The sequence below is a fragment of the Legionella stuttgartensis genome (assembly GCF_977063405.2).
Genome location: NZ_CDRUHA020000011.1, coordinates 491,107 through 509,443 on the forward strand (window position 1 = coordinate 491,107; position 18,337 = coordinate 509,443).

Genomic DNA, 18,337 nt, shown 5'->3' on the forward strand with positions numbered 1-18,337 from the left:
AAAATGTTACGTTTTAGTTAAGAATTTGTGTTTGATACCATCTTATTGATCTGTATTAGAACATTGTGTATGTCTATTAATGTGATTTGGATACGGAACTAACGAGAATAGCGGGAGAGGGAGTGAAGCATGAAGCAAAGAAAGAAAGTTTTGCTAATAACCTGGGAGAGGGGCTGTATCCTCACCCAGGTTTTGGATTAATTTAGACTTCAACTGGATCGAATTCTTCTGCGCTAAAGAGTTCGTCGGTATTTGTTTTTTGATTGGTGATTAATTCATTCTCAAGATTTCTAAAATTCCACATATTTTGATCCATAAGCTGGCTTGGCTTGATGCTTTGTAGCGCATGCAGGATATTACTCGGAACTTTGGGATTTTCTTCTGCAAGTTGATTAATTAAATGGGTTATCTTTTTGCGCATTAAATTTTCCTGAGAACCACAAAGTGTACATGGAATGATAGGGTAAGATTGCTCCTGGGCAAAGTTGATAATGTCTTTTTCTTGAACATAACATAATGGGCGAATGACTATATGCTTTTTATTATCACTCAGTAATTTGGGAGGCATTGAGCGGATATCACCATTATAGAGTATGGACATCATTAAAGTACGAACCAGATCATCTCGATGATGACCAAGAGCAATTTTATTGAAGCCATGCTCTTCGGCATAACGATAGATAATCCCACGACGTAAGCGAGAGCATAATGAACAATACGTTTTACCTTCAGGAATTTTTTCTTTAACGATACTGTACGTATCTCGAGTTAGGATTTCATGTGGAATGGAGCGATCAGCAAGCCATTGCCTTAATGCTGCATCATTCCACCCCGGCTGGGCCTGATCCAGAGTAAAAGAAAAGAGTTCAAATTTATTACCAGAACGCCGGCGTAATTGATCCAAAATCGTTAAAAGCGTAAAAGAATCTTTTCCGCCAGATAAACAGACCATCACCCGATCGCCACGCTGGATCATATTAAAATCTGCAATTGCTTTACCTGTGTAATGGAGTAGTTTTTTTTCAACTTGAGAGGGATTGGACATTATTAAAAACCTGAATAAAAATTGTTATTTAGTGGTAGTGGTCGTGCTTCCAGCAGAAACTAATCCGTTAATACGAGTTGTTTCTAACCATGAATTAATCAGCTCAAGATCATTTACATTTAATGTTCCGGCAAAATATTTTAGAGTTAAAACGGCATTAATTAAACTGTATTGGTCATTAGCAAGTTGGTTTTGTGCTTCGAAAAGACGCTGTTGGGCATTGACCACATCTACCATGGTGCGAGTACCTACTTCAAATTGAGCCTCAGTACTTTCCAATGAATTTTGTTGGGAAATAACAGTTTGCCTGTCTGCCTTTACTTTACTAATTCCATCGGTAATGGTGTTAAAAGCAATCCGGCTGTTTACCACTACATCTCGATAAGTTTGCTCGACTTGTTCGCTGGTAGCCCGAAAATTATGCTTTGCTTGCCGCGTTTGGGAAAGTACTAGTCCACCCTGGAAGGCAGGAAAGTTCAGCGCCAAACCTACACTGGATTGCTTTTGATTTGCCGGCAAGAAAGGGCTTGAGGTGTTGACTTCATTTGTTGTTTCTGTGGAGCTGCCTTGGATCGCAACAGTAGGCCAGTTTCCTGCAGATAGCGCTTTCATATTTTGACGTGCTACTTCAAGACTGCATTTGGCAGACAACAATTTATAGTTCTGTTTAAGACCCGTATCGATCCATTCATCTACATCATTTGGTTCTGGCTTAATGAGAGGAATTTTTCCATCGCGCAAGGGTGCTATGAGTTCGTAAACATGATTGGTTAATTTTCTTAAATTTTCTTTTTGGTTGATTTGGTTGTTCCGTGAGGCAATAACTGTAGCAATTGACTGATCATAAGCTGCTTTTGCTTCATAAACAGAGGTAATTGGATCAAGACCTACCTCAAAGCGCTGTTTGGCTTGCTCATATTGGCGCATGTTTGCACGTTTTTTTGCCTCAGCGAAATTTAAGGTATCTTGGGCAAACAATATATCAAAATAAGCCTTGGCTGTTCTAAGAATCAAATCTTGAGCTGCATTGTTAAACGTGGCTTGAGCCGCTCTAACGGAGGCCCTTGCTTGTTTTACTTTTGCCCAGGCCTGATAATTGAAAACAGCCTGAGATGCGGAAACTTGCCACGTCCGGGATTTGTAATAGTCGTCTTGGACACTAAAAAAGCCATCATTTACATGTAGAAAGTTTCGCGATGTTTGTGCCGTAAGCCCCCCTTGGGGAAGCAATGCAGACCAAGCTTGAGGAAGAGCTTCTTTGTTAGCCATATAGGTTTCATAGGCATTTTTGAATATAGGATCATTTTCAAGAGCTTGATGATAGATATCCATTAAATCTGTTGCAGCAAATGTTGGCGACAACAGACACAAAGTCATGAGATAGCAAATCAACAATTTTTTCATTTAAACTAAATCCTAAAATACAAATTCTTTCTGCATAGATTTATCGATCAACAAAGGAATATTTGTTTCAAAAAGCAGTGCTTCATGCCAATGTTCACTATGATCTAATTCATACAATCGACCTTGCATTACAGGGGATGTTCCTTCAATAACAAATAATTTCCCGCCTGGAAGTATCTGTAATTTTTGAGTCTCATTTATTTGTTCTTTGGCGCCAGTGAATACAACAACATCGTAAGGGGCACTTTCTAACCAACCTTGGCTGGCATCACCAGTAATCAATTCTACATTATTGCAGTGGTGTTTCTTTAATAGACGTGCCGCATTGGTCGTGAAATCGGCATAATAGTCTATGCTGATTACTTTTTTACATAGCTTACTGAGCAAAGCGGTGAAAAATCCACTGCCAGTTCCTACTTCCAAAACTGTTTCATGGCCTTGCAACTCTAGAGCCTGGAGGATTTGTCCTTCTTCTAAAGGCGTAAGCATGCGTTGATCATGATTCAGAGGGATTTGCATATCTGAATAAGCAAAATGGATAAATTGTTCGGGAACGAATTCGTGTCTGAGTACTATATCATACAAATTAAGTATGGATTCGTTTAAAACATCGCCAGTTCGAAGTTGTTGTTTGACCATGTTAATGCGTGCGCTTTGATAACTCATTTGCTCTACCGGGTTGATTGTTTTAGGTTAAGATTGACTATTCATTTGCCATATAACGTTTCGCGATTTATTCGCGGTGATCTACTTTTAATGATTTTAAAATTCCGCAAATATGCTGTGAAACGAGATGGCAGCAGTGAATTGTCAATACACTTTCAAAACTGTGGCATAATCTTAGCAAAAAAATAGCGCATGTGCTAAGAAATAATGTTTGAATCCCAAATTTCGTGGTTACTCTGTCTAAAGTTTGTTATGATCTGCAATTTTTAATGGTTTTTTTAACCGATTTATAATGACCGATACATCATTCAAGAGATGAATGACTGGGAATAAAAGATAATCTAACGTATGGGAGAATGCAGTGCTTGAGCAATTTACTGATTATTTGCAAACTGAAATAGCGACACTTAAGAGCGAAGGCTTATATAAGGGAGAGCGTGTTATTTCCAGCCAGCAACAAGCTGCTGTCACTGTGAATCATAAAGAAGTAATCAATCTTTGTGCTAATAATTATTTAGGTTTGGCCAATGATCCTCAACTTATTACTGAAGGACAAAAAGCACTGGCTCAGTACGGCTATGGTATGGCTTCTGTGCGTTTTATTTGTGGTACCCAAACCCCTCACAAACAGCTTGAACAGAAAATCAGTCAGTTTTTAAGTAAAGAAGATACCATATTATATTCTTCATGTTTTGATGCGAATACCGGTCTTTTTGAAACCTTATTAGGTGAAGAAGATGCGATTATTAGTGATGCATTAAATCACGCCAGTATCATTGATGGGGTCCGTTTGTGTAAGGCTGCACGGTATCGATATGCGAATAACGACATGAAGGCATTAGAAGAACAATTGATTGCCGCCAAAGGTGCACGATTTCGCTTGATTGCTACAGATGGTGTTTTTTCTATGGATGGGATTTTAGCAAATCTTCCAGCAATTTGTGAATTAGCAGATAAGTATGATGCCATGGTTATGGTTGATGATTCACATGCAGTGGGTTTTATGGGGGAAACAGGGCGTGGAACCCCTGAGCATTTCGGTGTGAGTGATCGGATTGATATTGTTACTGGTACTTTGGGTAAAGCCTTAGGCGGTGCTTCTGGCGGTTATACTTCATCAAATAAAACTGTAGTTGAGTGGTTACGCCAACGATCTAGACCTTATTTATTCTCAAATACTTTGGCTCCTGTTATTGCCCATACTTCTTGTGTTGTTTTAGATAATTTGATGGCCAATAATCACTGGGCTGAGAAATTAAAACGAAACAGCCGTTATTTCCGTGAAGGCATGACTAAATTAGGATTTAAGTTAATCCCCGGAGAGCATCCAATTATCCCCGTTATGTTGGGTGATGCGAGCTTGGCAGGACGTATGGCAAATCGTCTGTTGGACTTAGGTATCTATGTGGTTGGTTTTTCTTATCCTGTAGTACCTAAAGGGTTGGCTCGAATTCGTACCCAAATGTCAGCAGCACATGAGTTGCATCATTTGGACAAGGCAATCGAAGCTTTTGAAACCGTTGGTAAGGAATTTTCTGTAATTTAAGTAAAGCGCTTTTCTCTAATTTTATAGAAAAGCTTATTTTGAGGTACTTTTATGAAATCATTAGTCAAGGCGAAAAAGGAACCTGGAATATGGATGGAAGATGTTGCTATGCCAGAATATGGCGTCAACGATGTATTAATAAAGATTAAAAAAACAGCGATTTGTGGTACTGATATCCATATTTATTCCTGGGATGAATGGGCTCAAGCGACTATCCCCGTACCAATGACTGTAGGCCATGAGTTTTCTGGTGAAATTGTGGCAGTAGGGCAGGAAGTACAAGGACTGCATGTCGGACAACGAGTTTCTGGCGAAGGGCACATAACCTGCGGTTTCTGCCGAAATTGCCGTGCAGGTAAACGTCATCTTTGCCGTAATACTTTAGGCGTTGGTGTCAATCGTCCTGGATGTTTTGCGGAATATCTCGCTATCCCTGCCACTAATGTGATTGTCCTTCCCGATAATATTACTGACGAACAGGCTTCAATCCTGGATCCTTTTGGTAATGCAACTCATTGTGCCTTAGCTTTTGATGTAGTTGGAGAAGATGTATTGATTACTGGTGCTGGTCCCATTGGGGTTATGGCTGCCGCTATAGTAAGACATATAGGTGCTCGTCATGTAGTGATTACAGATGTGAATGATTACCGTTTGGATTTAGCCCGCAAAATGGGTGTAACTCGTGCAGTAAATGTTAAATATGAAAAGCTGTCTGATGTCACTGCAGAGTTGGGAATGCTAGAGGGGTTTGACGTAGGTTTGGAAATGTCAGGTAACCCTATGGCACTTAATGATATGATGAAAGCAATGAACCATGGTGGACATGTCGCCATGTTAGGTATTCCTCCTCAGGAAACAGCTATTGATTGGAATCAAGTTATTTTTAAAGGATTAGTAATTAAAGGTATTTACGGACGTGAAATGTTTGAAACTTGGTATAAAATGATTGCTATGTTACAAAGTGGATTGGATATTTCACCGGTTATAACGCATCGTTTCCCAGTGAATGATTTCCAGCATGCATTTCAAATTATGGCATCAGGTCAATCAGGCAAAGTAATTCTTGATTGGTAGGAAACGATGAATTTTAATTGCCTCACCCAGGCTATAAAGACAGTTTAAAGAAGACGGAGTAGTTATGTCACAATATATTTTTACCATGAATCGTGTCAGCAAAATTGTTGAAAACCAACGATTTATTTTAAAAGATATTTCATTGAGTTTTTTTCCTGGCGCTAAAATCGGTGTTTTAGGATTGAATGGTTCTGGTAAGTCAACTTTATTACGCATTATGGCGGGTGTTGATACTCAATTTGAAGGCGAGGCAAGACCTCAACCCGGAATTAAAATCGGTTATCTTGAACAAGAACCTCAATTGGATCCGAATAAAACGGTACGAGAAGTTGTCGAAGAAGGCGTTAAGGAAATGAAAGAAAAACTTACACGCTTTGACGAAATTAGTATGCGTTTTGCAGAGCCAATGAGCGACGATGAAATGAATACACTGCTTGCTGAACAGGGTGAGTTGCAAAATGATATTGAAGTCGGTGGCGGTTGGGATTTGGATAGAAAATTAGATGTTGCGGCTGATGCATTGCGATTACCTGATTGGAATGCTGTAGTGGGTAAATTATCAGGAGGCGAACGTCGCCGAGTTGCTTTATGTCGTTTATTGCTTTCTAACCCTGATATGTTGTTGCTTGATGAGCCAACCAACCATTTGGATGCAGAATCAGTAGCTTGGTTAGAACATTACCTGGAAAGTTTCCCTGGTACTGTTGTTGCAATTACGCACGATCGCTATTTCTTGGATAACGCTGCAGAGTGGATATTAGAATTGGATCGGGGTGAAGGGATACCTTATAAAGGCAATTACTCTGCTTGGCTTGAGCAGAAAGAAGAGCGCCTAGAGATGGAACAAAAGCAAGAAGATGCCCATATGCGCGCAATGAAAGCGGAGTTAGAGTGGGTACGCACCTCGCCTAAAGGACGTCATGCTAAAAATAAGGCTCGCCTTGCTCGATTTGAAGAAATGAATTCGAAGGAATTCCAAAAACGTAATGAGACCAACGAAATATACATTCCGCCTGGGGAGCGTTTGGGTGATCTCGTGCTCGAAGGTGAAAAAATCAGCAAATCATTTGGTGACCGAATCCTGATCGACAATTTGGATTTTAAACTTCCTAAAGGCGGTATTTTAGGAATTATTGGTCCTAACGGAGCAGGTAAGTCTACATTTTTGAAAATGATTACGGGCCAGGAAGAACCAGATAATGGAACGATTCGTATTGGGGAAACGGTACAATTGGCTTATGTAGACCAAATGCGTGATGAATTAGATCCCAATAAAACAGTATGGCAAGAGATTTCTGATGGCCATGACATAATGCAAGTAGGTAGTTTTCAAATGCCTTCACGTGCTTATGTAGGGCGTTTCAACTTTAAAGGAACAGACCAACAAAAGAAAATGGCTCAACTTTCTGGAGGTGAGCGTAACCGTGTTCATTTAGCAAAATTATTGAAAAGTGGTGGCAACGTATTGCTACTTGACGAACCAAGTAACGATTTGGATGTGGAAACGTTACGTGCGTTGGAAGGGGCGATTCTCAATTTCCCTGGTTGTGTTATCGTGATTTCGCATGATAGATGGTTTTTAGATAGAATCTGTACCCATTTGATGGCTTTTGAAGGTGATTCACAAATTACTTTTATTGAAGGAAATTACAGTGATTATGAAGCTGATAGAAGACGCCGTTTGGGTGATGCAGCCGATAGACCTTCACGCATTAAATACAGAAAATTAGAATCTTAAGTTTTAATCGAACGTATGAATACGAACTGTCAAATGGGGGTAAGGAGTAAACATCACTCCTTATTTCTAACTGCAGGTCTAGAGGATATGTTAGTTAATTTCTAGACTCTGCAGTATTTTTTTTAGCTATTCGCAGGGAATGGGGTATAGGGAAAAGAATAAGAACTTCAAGAAAGTTTTAATTAAGTGGAGATAAAATTTAAATGAATAAGTTGTTTTGGGCAGGTTTGTTACTGTGTATTGGGGGCTTAACATCCTGCGTTGAGAATGATCCATCTACTTTAATTACTGATGATGCTGGTTATGTGCATCGAACAGTTCATTATACAAAAGATAAACGAGGTCGTGATTATTATCCGCAGAAGATTCAAGCAACTGGTGAGAGACGTTTTATTTTTGATCCGAAAGTTTCTGCATGGGCTGCTTACGATGAGGATGGTAATCGATTATTGACTGGCGGTGGATCAGCAGGTATTGATGTATGCGAAGAAAATTCCAATCAGTCGTGCAGAACTGTTACTGGAACGTTTAAAGTTTATAATCGCCGGGGACTCGATTGTAAATCTGGAGAATATCCTGTCGATAAGAATGGCGGCGCTAAAATGCCTTATTGTACCTACTTTTATCAAGGATATACCGTTCACGCAGCCTATGATGTTCCTGAACATCCATCGAGCCATGGCTGTGTACGTATTTTCCCAAGTGCTGCAAAGTGGTTAAGTGAAAACTTTTTCAAAATAGGTACAAAAGTAATTGTATTAGAATATCCTAATGAAGTAGGTGTCAATAAACCTGCTGCTGTACCCGCTTAAGGGAACAAATTAAGGAAACTAGTCATCGTAGCCTGGGTTAAGGCAGTAAGCCTTAACCCAGGAATCTGATCCGCTTCATGATCTCCATACTTCACGTTTTAAATGATGCCATTAAGTGAACGGCTATGAATGGAACCGTATTTCCCCGGTTCGCGTTTGCTTCAATCGAACTTCAATCGCAGCAAGTACGTCATCTTGAACCACTATTCGTCCTCCCTCGCACAGTAAGGGATCTCCAGAAGATGGATATGGGTAAAATCAGGAGATCATTCGTCGTAAACTCCTCAGGATGACGTGGTTGTGAATGCCTCAAAGATACGGTCTTTAAACACTTAGCTTGCTTTAAAGACAGTATCTCAAATTCTCAACACAAGAAGGACAATACTCCTAATTAAGGAGTATTGGGGGGTAATGATGGTTGTGTGGAACGATTTTCAGGCAGAGTCGGTTGTCCAGGAGGGGTTTGTGTTGGAGTGGCCGAAGGATTTGCAGTAGTTGGTTGTGTCGTTGTTATTGGAGTTGATGGTGTTGCTTGATTTGGAGCAGTCGTTGTTGCCGGTGCCGGAGAACTCGTTGGCGTTGGAGGATTTTCAATGTTTGGATTCATCACCGTAGCAGGATTGGGGTTAAAATCAGGCGGTAGTTTTTGAGTTACTGTTCCTCTTGGAGCAGCAATCATCTGGGTAATTCCCAAGTCTCCAGTCATTTTACGACCTATAGTTACATCCACGCTAAGTAATTGTGTTACCTTTTCTTTTTCATTCTGATAAACAACTTGCAAAGGCAAATTAATTTTCCATTGATTGTCTTTTGCTTCCGTTAAGATAACTGGTCCGTCTACTTGACTGCTTACTGTTAGCTTTTGAGATTTAATGGCTTCGAGATTGCCTGATTTTTGCAAAGCAGTATTAAATCCAGTCCATCCTTGTTCGGTAAAACAAGGTTGCAATTTTTGTAGTTGAGTTTCCAAATTATTAGGATCAAAGTCAAAAGCTTGGCTCACTGCTTTCCCAGCCCATTTCAAAACTAATGATTGATCAATCGTTTTGGTTTCTGCGGGAATTTTATACTCACAATTGATTGGGGCTGCGGGTGCCTGTGCTGGATTTATTGATGGTATATTTTGACCTGGAGGCGTTGGTGTAGGAGGGGTCTGTTGTACAGCACCTGGAGTTTGAGGCGATGGCGTAGTTGGCTGAGTAACATCGGCATGTACTTGAGTACCAAGCAAAGCAAATAGAGTACTCCAGAGTAATGTGTTCTTCATGAAATTGACTCCTTAAATGGTATGTAGCAATTCTGCGATAATAAGAGCCGCCAGTCTAGCAGTTTTTTGTTCTTGATCCAAAGGCGGTGATAGTTCAGCAACATCAAAACTAACTACTTTGCCACTTTGAATAATGTATTTCAAGAGTGGTAAAATTTGCCAGGGAGTGACTCCCAACGGTTGAGGCGCACTGACTCCGGGAGCAAATGACTCTGCAAAAACATCCAAACAAATAGTCAGATAAATATGATCTAGATTGAGCATGAAATCATCAAGAAAAGCCAGGTGCCACGCTAAGCTGTTCGAATATAACTCTTCAGCAGTTAGGTAATTAACATTCAGTTCATCAGCGCGTTCAAAAAGGGAGGGAGTATTTCCCATTTTTTGGATACCCATACAGCAATAATTAAAAGGTTGATTATTTTCTTTGCAGTAGGCTGCAATTTGTGAAAAGGGCGTTCCCGATGTACCCGGCTGATTTTTTTGATGGGGTCTTAAATCAAAATGCGCATCAAAATTAATAATACCTAATTTAGAATAATGGGGCGCTAAACCTTGATAATGGGCCCAAGCGATTTCATGTCCTCCACCCAATGCAATTGTTTGATGGCCTTGTTGATGACAAAAACTGATTAAATTGGCAAATTGAGTTTGTGCTGTTTCCAATTCATCTTCTTCACAAAAAATCGTACCTAAATCAAAAAGTGGCTTTTCTATAGAGCATGGTAGTTTTGCTAATTGAGTTTTGATTTGATCAGGGCCTAATTTAGCTCCTGGTCTACCCATGTTTCGACGGACACCTGCATCACTGGCGAAACCGAGAAAAACCATTTTTTTCTCTTTAGTGATTAAATCGGTTTGTTTGACAGGAAAAATAATTTTTTGAAAGAATCGCTCCGCATTAATTGTATCTTTTCTACCTTGCCAGAGTGCAGGATTGGCACGTTGGTAATTGGAAAGATGTTCAAACATTAAATTCCCCCTATGATCATTTATGATATTCAAAGATGTGTTTTATAAAAATCTGTATTTATCCTTATCTTTTAAATCCTATAAAATTTTATTCTTTTCCCTCTTTTAACTCTGAGCTTAAATGCAGTTGATGGCAACTACTTTAAAATAATTTGCATTATAAGTTACAGTACATGATTTTGTTCCTGCAGGTATTTTTTGAATTAATTGAATTTGAGTATGTGTATACTCACAAGCAATCCAAGTTTCTTGTTCTCCAAATGTCCATGTTAGTTTTTTAATTTTAGAAGATTCACTATCAGGTGCAAGGCTTGCATGTTCTTTAGGATGTCCTGAATAAAATGTAATCCGTTCAAAATGATTGTTACTATTCAAATTATCTAAGAATCCATGCCATTTGCTTATATCATGCTGTAAAGACTGATTCGTTTGAATGGTCTGAGGGCACTGGATTGTTGCTGCAGACGCTAAGTGGTATGACCCGATAAATCCCAGAAAGAAGCTAATGCAAATAGTAATTTTCATTTTAATTGACCTTTGTGTATTGTACTTATTCAATTTATTATAACATGAGGGCGTCGTGTCAAAAGATTTGACTCTCTTTGCTAATTGGTTTGTTTTTTCGCCAGTTTCCTCAATGCATTACGATCAATCTTCCCTGTAAAACCATAGGGTAATTGGTTCATAATGATGACCTGATAAGGACGCTTGTTAATTGGCAGTGATTCATGAGCAAAATTCATTAATATTTGCGGTGTTAGTTGGTGATCTTGGGCTTTTAATGTTACATACACGATAATGTGATCCTGAAGCTTCTTATGTGTATTGGGTAAAGTAATAGCTGCGGCTTCTTTAACAGCATCCAATTGATAAAAGATCTTTTCAATTTCCATGGGCGAGATAAGTTCTTCATCACAGCGAATAATATCTACCTTACGACTTACGAACCAATAATATCCTTCTTTATCTTGATAAGCTAAATCACCTGTATGAAACCAGCCATCCTTTATGGTTTTTTCTGTTAGAGCCGCATTTTGCCAATAACCAGAACACATACTTTTACCACGAATAATGAGCTCACCTATTTTATCTGCGGTCCCAATGGTTTTGTTTTTTTCATCGATTAAGCGCATTTCCATATTTTCTATGGGGAGTCCAATTGAGCCAGTTTTCTTTTTTCCATAGGGCGGGTTCATGGAATAAATCTGTAATTCAGACATACCACAGCCTTCGGTAATTTCGATATGAAACAGTGCACTAAATTGGTTCTGGAGTGATACTGGTGTTGCATCACCTCCTGAAAAACAAAAATTAAGCGTGCTGATTTTATAACCTGAAGATTCTGCGTGATTGATGAGTTCCAGATAAAGCTTAGGGAAGCCATATATTTTTGTGATCTGATGTTCCTGTAGTTTTACCAATGCATCCTCGGGACGAAACTCAGGTAAGAGCACCACAGTTGCACCTACCGCGTGAAAAGGTAGAATTTGTGATCCCAGTCCAATCAAATAGCATACTGGAAACATCACTAGCGTGTGATCCTCATGATTAATTTGGATTTGTTTGATTTGATTTTGTGTCCCTTGAGCTAAGCTTTGATGGCTGTGTACAACGGCTTTGGGTAGCCCGGTGGTCCCCGATGTAAAGAAGATCAATGCGGGTTTTTCCAATTCAATATCTATATTTGGCAGAAACCCTGTTGAGGCTGAGAGTAATTGTTGAAAGTCGTGCACTCCAGGATAATTGTCCGATTTGGAAGTGAGATAGCATTCATTAATTTCGTTTAATATTTTTTCATCTAACTGATTATAATAATCGGGTGTGGTTATAAAAATACGCGCTTTACTGTGTTCTAGAACGTAATGTATCAGTTGATTATTAAATCGAATGTTGACAGGGACAGCTATAGCTCCTATCAAAAAACAGGCGTAGTAGCATAAAATAATCTCAATACTGTTTGGTAATAAAAAAGCGACACGGTCCCCTTGTGAGATACCTTTCTTCAATAATGAAGCAGCCAGACGTTGGGTTAAGTCATCGAGTTGTTGGTAGCTGTAGTTCTGTTGTTCAATAACCAAGGCAATTTTTTCAGGAAATTGTTTTGCTGATTTACTGAGTAATGTACCTAATTGAGACATAAGACCTCCTGGGTTATTTTTTACAGAATAATCTATTTACGTCAGCAGTTAATTATTGCATATGAATTTTAAATTTACCTAGCGGAGATAAGTTCTATAAATAATGAATCTAAAATCGTATGTAATTTTTCAAAGTCAGATTGAGTATGAAGCAGCATTATCAGTTGTTCGCTTCTTTATTACTTAATCTTTTTGGAGGGATTGCCTGGATCTTCTAGATTAACCTCTTCAATATTTTCTGCTTCATATAATATTTGAGTTGCTTTATCTCGCACGAATTTACTTTTGATTCCGGAAAATAAAGAAAAGAGCGCGCGTGTTTGGGGTTTTCTAATTTTATCAATTTCATCTTTAAAGTCTTGATAGGAAGAAAATGTGTCAACTTTTAGCTGCATCATTTGAGCTATCCTCATAGGAACTTTATAAGAGGTATCCTCATATTGTACAGTTGTTCCTCCATCCACTGATACTTTTTCTTGCCAATAGTTCAGATGTTCAGGATTTTGCGGGTCTAACTTTAACTTTTCTTTTAAAATATCAATTTTATTATTTTCTAACCCTTGTATTACTTGTACGTCGGTTTTGATTTTAAGGAGGGCATCATGAAAAGAATGAGATGTATCTGATCCTTCATAAGCTCTATTATCAGAAAAATATTGCTTCAATTCTTCTTTGAAATCGGCCTCGCATTTATCAATATTTAAATTTAGTACGAATTTTCTAAAACCCTTGCTTTTTAAAGCCTCTGTCCTAAATGTGTTTATACGCTCCTTAAAGAAGGATTGAATCTCTGCTTTTAACTCAAGATCAGCAGGCGCATTCACTTCTAGGATCATATCGAGCGTATCTGGTGGATAAACAAGTATTCTTAAAATTTGAAGATATACTTCTTGCTTAAATTCTTCATTTTTTTTAAGTTTCTCTTTTATTTCTTTTTTAAGTCCTCCAGCCCATATAACGGGGTGAAATACTTTGGGTGACAAAATATCGTCGAGATCCTCGAAACTAAAATCGATATTATTAATATCATTTTCTATGGACATTAATTTTTTAACAAAAGGCCATAAAGAAGAGTCATGATCAATTTTAACGCTTCTTTCATTAGAATTAGTACCAATGTTATCCGATTTTAGATCCGTTTCAGCGAGGACCAATGCACTAACAAGAATACGTGCAAAAGTCTTATAGTCAGTAGGCTCTAATCCTTTCTCCATTATTGTCTTGTAGGTTGTAAAACCAGGAACGCCTTCGGAGGCGACATAACGATTACCTAATTGGTCATTTACAAGACGAGTTTTAGGTTGCGTGTTTCCAATCCAGAACCGATAAACTTCGCCTGAAATCACTTCCAGTTCTAATGGTTCATCTGGGGAATATGCTTGTTTAACAAACCAAATTTTTTTATTACGTGCACTTACCTTATCAGTATCTTTGGTTTTTTTTTTGTAAACCACGGCTGTATGTCCACCAGAGTTGTCTTTAACGCCTTCTGATTCAAAGTTTTCTAGCGTTTTTTTGAGTTTATCTTTCGAGAACATATTCACCAGCTTTAAAATAGTCTGATTAAATATAATTATATCAAAAAATAAACAATTGGATTTTAAAACGAACATGTGTTGTTGTTTTTGATTGAATATTGGTAGATATCCAGTCGAAATGGAATAAAAGTGACGAGTAGGGTAGAATGCCAGTTTTGCTAAAATTGGTGTTCAGGTATGGAATTCTTCTCCCTTCAACCTTATCAATCTATTGAGGAAATGAAAAACGTATGGAGAATAGCCATGCATCTGGCATACGTTACCACCCACCAACAAAATCACACCGCTTTGGATTGTTCACTATGTGTAAATGAAGGAAGCAAGACAGAGTTAGTTAAGCGCCTGCAATGTACGCTATCTCAGACAAAATCAACGGATTTAACTTCATTAACTCTTTTTTGTTTAGGTGTATTTCATACCGCTTCTCAAGCAGATGAACTAACTTTTCAGCGCGGACTAGAATACCTAAGTCAAGCCGTCATAAATAAAAATAAGCATGCGGCTCATTATTTGGCTAGAATCTATTCTGGATGTCATCAAAATACCGACACTTCTTCTCTCAGAGATCAAGAAAGAGCGATCCAGTATTATCTTAGTTCGTTTCGATTAGCGTCTTATGAAGCCTTAAATGACCTCATGTTGAGCTTGAGAGTAGGGGAGGGAGTGATTGCTAGAGATAAAGATCGCTGGCATCATTTATTTATTCAATTATATATTGAGGCAGGAGAGAACAAAAATAATGATCTCATTCCTCATTTAATTCGTTGTCTCATTCAACAAGATTATGTACTTTCAAAAACCGAGCCCTTCTTAGCATTTGTTGCTGAAATTATCAATTCTTGGATGAAAACACCGCAGTGGAATCAACATTACACCAAACTGGTACAAGGTTACCTGGAGCAAGAACAAAAAAAGGGGAATCAAGGGAGCATTTATTTATTTTATAAGCTCGATTTCTTCAAGTCGTCACAAGGAGCCCATTTTTTTAATTCCACAATTTTTTTGAGTGAAGAGGACAGCCATTTCATTCAATACATCGAGGAACTGCCTGATAAATCGGAAGTGGAAATTCCAGAGCAGAGTCACGTGACTCGAGCAAATGAGACCTCTTCTATGCTATAGAAGAGAGAGGGTCATCTCTAATTGACCAAAAGATTGAATAATACTTGAATGAGCGTTGAAAAAGGAATAGGGATTTTCAGTGGAGAACAAAGAATGAGATACTTCATGAATTAAAAAAAGAATATGTTTGAATTCTCGATATTCTCCCCAACGCTTTGTTAAATCTTGTTTTGCTTGATCAATCAATTTATAGCATTTCAACTGAATATCAGATTGTTCTTTATGTTCATTTTGTGCATTCACTAAATGATAAAGCTCTTGTTTTATGAGAGATAAAGATGTTAATGAGTATTCAACATCTTCATTAAATTTTTGGTCAAGATTCTTAATTTTTTCTTCAATTGTTTTTATCGCTTCATATATAGCAAAAAATTTTTTTGTTTTGTTAATTAATTGTGGATGGTCTTCATTCCATTTTTGGATTGAAGGATTTTTGGCAATCATCAGAATAGAACGCCTTAAAGACCAATTTTTTTCCAATAAAGCAATAAGTCGTTGTTCTTCTCCGAAACGCAAACACGAAGTATCTTTAGGTTCAAGCGCTTTTCCTATTAATGCATCAATAAACTCTGCGATGTAGGAAGTAGGATTCGTTAAAGGAAGCATCAGAGAATCAGTCAGATTTCTAATATTCTGTTCTTGTCCTGAACTCAAAGTCCAACGTTGGAACTCTTTTTGATTAAGAAATGGAGCACAAAAGAAATCCAAATTTATCTTAATAAAATGTACAGCGTGTTGCGTATCTTTATGCATAGGTTTAGAAAAGTGAGAATTGATATATTTGTACACATTATAATGTTCTCGAGGATGCGGAGCTAGGGGTGGTGGCCTAGAATCAAATTAATTATAAGAATAAATGAGCATCTTGTGCGTGGTTATTGAACGAAGTTTCATACCCTTTAAAATTTTGAATTTTTCTTTCATTTTTTAGTGATAACACAATCACGCGCATAAAATTATGCCAACTTTATTCAATGTCTGGTATTATTTCTCGCATGTTAAATAAAAAAGTGTAAGAGGATATAGTGATTGTTATTACCGGTGGAGGGAGTGGGATAGGAAGATCATTGGCCTTTTCTTTGGCAAAACGAGAGCAATCCATCTTAATTGTAGGTAGAAGAGAGAAGGCACTGCAAGAAACAGCCGCCTTTTCTGAAAACATCCAATATGTTTGCGCTGATGTATCCACACGTGAAGGTTTAGAGTTAATCAAAAACCGTTTACATAATGAGAAACAAATTAGTGCGCTTGTTAACAATGCAGGAATTTTAAATCCATTGGTACCCATAAAGGAAATTGATTCTAAAGACTGGAATCATGCCTTAAATACTAATTTGAATGCGGCCCTTTTTCTTCCACAAATGATATACGATAAATTGACTCATGGTCGTGTTTTGAATATTGGTTCTGGAGCCGCCTATTTCGCGATTAGAGGTTGGGCTGCATACTGTGTTTCTAAAGCTGCTTTATCGATGTTAACCAAGTGTTGGCAGCTGGAATCTGAGTCCATTGCTTTCGCTAGCGTTATGCCAGGGATAATTGATACGAAAATGCAAGTTGTTGCGCGAAGCGAAGACAACCCAGATTATGAGCGCATAAATTTTTATCAGCGCTTGAAAGAGGAAAATCGATTGATTTCACCGGATACAGTTGCTGAATTTTTGACTTGGCTTTTGTTGGATGTAGACAAGAAAACTTATGTATCTAAAGAATGGGATATATACGAAACCAAGCACCATAAAGCCTGGCTTAAACCACCTCATCAAGTTCAACATTGGGATTTTTAATGTCTGCCTGCGACAAATTATTATTAAATGCGACGACCATTGATGCTCAGGGAAATCAATTAACACAGCAAGCTATTGCGATTAAAGATGGTCTTATTGCCTGGTGTGGATCGCAAGCACAATTGCCAATGCAATTTTACGAAGCGCAAGACAAAGAAGAATGTCAGGGGCAACTAATTACTCCAGGCCTTATAGATTGTCATACTCATTTGGTTTATGCAGGAAATAGGTCTGCTGAATTTCAAATGAAATTGGCAGGAGTTAGTTATGCGGAAATTGCTAAGGCGGGGGGAGGGATTTTATCTACTGTACGCCACACTCGAGAGGCTTCCGAAGAGGAGTTGCTCAAACAATCTCTGCCCAGAATTCTTGCTTTACGCGATGATGGCGTAACTACAGTCGAGATTAAATCAGGTTATGGACTGGATTTGGCTAATGAATTGAAAATGCTACGAGTAGCTAAGCGTTTAGGGGAGTTAACTGGCTTAAGAATTAGAAAAACCTTCCTTGGCGCGCATGCAATAGGTCCTGAATTTCAAGGAAACAGTCAAGCGTATATTGATGTACTTTGTCAGGAAATGCTGCCTGCATTATGTGAAGAGAATTTGGTAGATGCAGTGGATGTATTTTGTGAGTCCATTGCTTTTTCTCTGAAACAAACAGAGCAAGTTTTTACAGCTGCACGTGAATTAAAGCTCCCTTTAAAATGTCATGCTGAGCAATTATCCAATCTTGGGGCAAGCGAACTTGCAGCAGAATTTGGTGCTTTGTCTTGTGATCATTTGGAATTTCTAAATGAAAAAGGGGCATCGGCTATGGCCGAAGCAAACACGGTTGCTGTTTTGCTTCCAGGCGCTTATTACTTTTTACGCGAAAAGCAAAAACCCCCAGTAGAACTTTTGCGTCGAGCTGGAGTAGGTATAGCTGTTGCCACCGATTGTAATCCTGGTTCTTCACCAACTACTTCATTACGTTTGATGATGAGCATGGCCTGTCAATTCTTTTCATTAACAGTTCCCGAAGCTTTAGCAGCGGTTACCAGTCAAGCGGCAAGAGCATTAGGTTTGCAAAAAGAGCTTGGAGCAATTGCTGTAGGCATGAAAGCTGATTTGATATTGTGGTCTGTTAATGACAGTGCGGCTCTTTGTTATTACTTTGCCTATCCCTTACCCCATCATATGATGATTGCAGGGGAATGGGTTTCTACATCAGATAATTACTAGGAATA

At 38.4% G+C, this 18,337-nt stretch carries 16 protein-coding genes; 7 read left to right on the forward strand and 9 right to left on the reverse strand.

Going from position 1 to position 18,337, the window contains the following annotated elements; all coding sequences use genetic code 11:
* Positions 1–202 precede the first annotated feature (202 nt).
* Genes ttcA through ACWTEW_RS04425 form a run of 3 tightly spaced genes read right to left on the reverse strand, consistent with a single transcriptional unit; the run spans position 203 to position 3,115 of the window.
* On the reverse strand, positions 203–1,045 hold the full coding sequence (ttcA, locus tag ACWTEW_RS04415; protein WP_454780552.1) for a tRNA 2-thiocytidine(32) synthetase TtcA: 843 nt from the start codon (positions 1,043–1,045) through the stop codon (positions 203–205).
* 24 nt (positions 1,046–1,069) lie between these two features.
* Entirely contained in the window at positions 1,070–2,449 is a 1,380-nt protein-coding gene (locus tag ACWTEW_RS04420) for a TolC family outer membrane protein (protein WP_454780553.1), read from the reverse strand.
* A 12-nt stretch (positions 2,450–2,461) separates the two neighbouring features.
* Complete coding sequence (locus ACWTEW_RS04425; RefSeq protein ID WP_454780554.1) at positions 2,462–3,115, reverse strand: protein-L-isoaspartate O-methyltransferase family protein; 654 nt, start codon at positions 3,113–3,115, stop codon at positions 2,462–2,464.
* A 361-nt stretch (positions 3,116–3,476) separates the two neighbouring features.
* Here ACWTEW_RS04425 and ACWTEW_RS04430 point away from each other — a divergent pair, with 361 nt between their 5' ends.
* From ACWTEW_RS04430 to ACWTEW_RS04445, 4 genes are all read left to right on the forward strand, one after another.
* On the forward strand, positions 3,477–4,661 hold the full coding sequence (locus tag ACWTEW_RS04430) for a glycine C-acetyltransferase (protein WP_454780555.1): 1,185 nt from the start codon (positions 3,477–3,479) through the stop codon (positions 4,659–4,661).
* Positions 4,662–4,712: 51 nt separating this feature from the next.
* The gene (gene tdh, locus ACWTEW_RS04435; protein ID WP_454780556.1) at positions 4,713–5,735 is read left to right on the forward strand and encodes an L-threonine 3-dehydrogenase; all 1,023 of its coding nucleotides are present in this window, start codon (positions 4,713–4,715) and stop codon (positions 5,733–5,735) included.
* A gap of 64 nt (positions 5,736–5,799) precedes the next feature.
* Entirely contained in the window at positions 5,800–7,473 is a 1,674-nt protein-coding gene (gene ettA / locus ACWTEW_RS04440; protein ID WP_454780557.1) for an energy-dependent translational throttle protein EttA, read from the forward strand.
* A 203-nt stretch (positions 7,474–7,676) separates the two neighbouring features.
* Positions 7,677–8,285, forward strand: coding sequence for a L,D-transpeptidase (locus ACWTEW_RS04445; RefSeq protein ID WP_454780558.1), 609 nt, complete (start codon positions 7,677–7,679; stop codon positions 8,283–8,285).
* Positions 8,286–8,676: 391 nt separating this feature from the next.
* On the opposite strand, the gene ACWTEW_RS04450 is transcribed toward ACWTEW_RS04445, so the two are convergent.
* The 5 genes from ACWTEW_RS04450 to ACWTEW_RS04470 form a co-directional block, all read right to left on the reverse strand.
* Entirely contained in the window at positions 8,677–9,552 is an 876-nt protein-coding gene (locus tag ACWTEW_RS04450) for a DotI/IcmL family type IV secretion protein (RefSeq protein ID WP_454780559.1), read from the reverse strand.
* A gap of 12 nt (positions 9,553–9,564) precedes the next feature.
* The gene (gene hutG, locus ACWTEW_RS04455; RefSeq protein WP_454780560.1) at positions 9,565–10,524 is read right to left on the reverse strand and encodes a formimidoylglutamase; all 960 of its coding nucleotides are present in this window, start codon (positions 10,522–10,524) and stop codon (positions 9,565–9,567) included.
* A 117-nt stretch (positions 10,525–10,641) separates the two neighbouring features.
* A complete protein-coding gene (locus ACWTEW_RS04460; protein WP_454780561.1) occupies positions 10,642–11,049 on the reverse strand; it encodes an STY0301 family protein in 408 nt (135 codons plus the stop codon).
* 80 nt (positions 11,050–11,129) lie between these two features.
* Complete coding sequence (locus ACWTEW_RS04465) at positions 11,130–12,662, reverse strand: class I adenylate-forming enzyme family protein (RefSeq protein WP_454780562.1); 1,533 nt, start codon at positions 12,660–12,662, stop codon at positions 11,130–11,132.
* A gap of 179 nt (positions 12,663–12,841) precedes the next feature.
* Positions 12,842–14,200, reverse strand: coding sequence for a hypothetical protein (locus tag ACWTEW_RS04470; protein WP_454780563.1), 1,359 nt, complete (start codon positions 14,198–14,200; stop codon positions 12,842–12,844).
* 243 nt (positions 14,201–14,443) lie between these two features.
* Between ACWTEW_RS04470 and ACWTEW_RS04475 the strand changes: the two genes are divergently transcribed.
* Entirely contained in the window at positions 14,444–15,322 is an 879-nt protein-coding gene (locus ACWTEW_RS04475; RefSeq protein WP_454780564.1) for a hypothetical protein, read from the forward strand.
* On the opposite strand, the gene ACWTEW_RS04480 is transcribed toward ACWTEW_RS04475, so the two are convergent.
* Complete coding sequence (locus tag ACWTEW_RS04480; RefSeq protein ID WP_483099561.1) at positions 15,317–16,075, reverse strand: hypothetical protein; 759 nt, start codon at positions 16,073–16,075, stop codon at positions 15,317–15,319. The genes ACWTEW_RS04475 and ACWTEW_RS04480 overlap by 6 nt on opposite strands.
* Before the next feature lie 272 nt (positions 16,076–16,347).
* Here ACWTEW_RS04480 and ACWTEW_RS04485 point away from each other — a divergent pair, with 272 nt between their 5' ends.
* Positions 16,348–17,109 (forward strand): SDR family NAD(P)-dependent oxidoreductase, encoded by a 762-nt coding sequence (locus tag ACWTEW_RS04485; RefSeq protein ID WP_454780566.1) that lies wholly within the window; start codon positions 16,348–16,350, stop codon positions 17,107–17,109.
* Complete coding sequence (gene hutI / locus ACWTEW_RS04490) at positions 17,109–18,332, forward strand: imidazolonepropionase (RefSeq protein ID WP_454780567.1); 1,224 nt, start codon at positions 17,109–17,111, stop codon at positions 18,330–18,332. The genes ACWTEW_RS04485 and hutI overlap by 1 nt, the downstream gene beginning before the upstream one ends.
* The last annotated feature ends 5 nt before the right edge of the window (positions 18,333–18,337 follow it).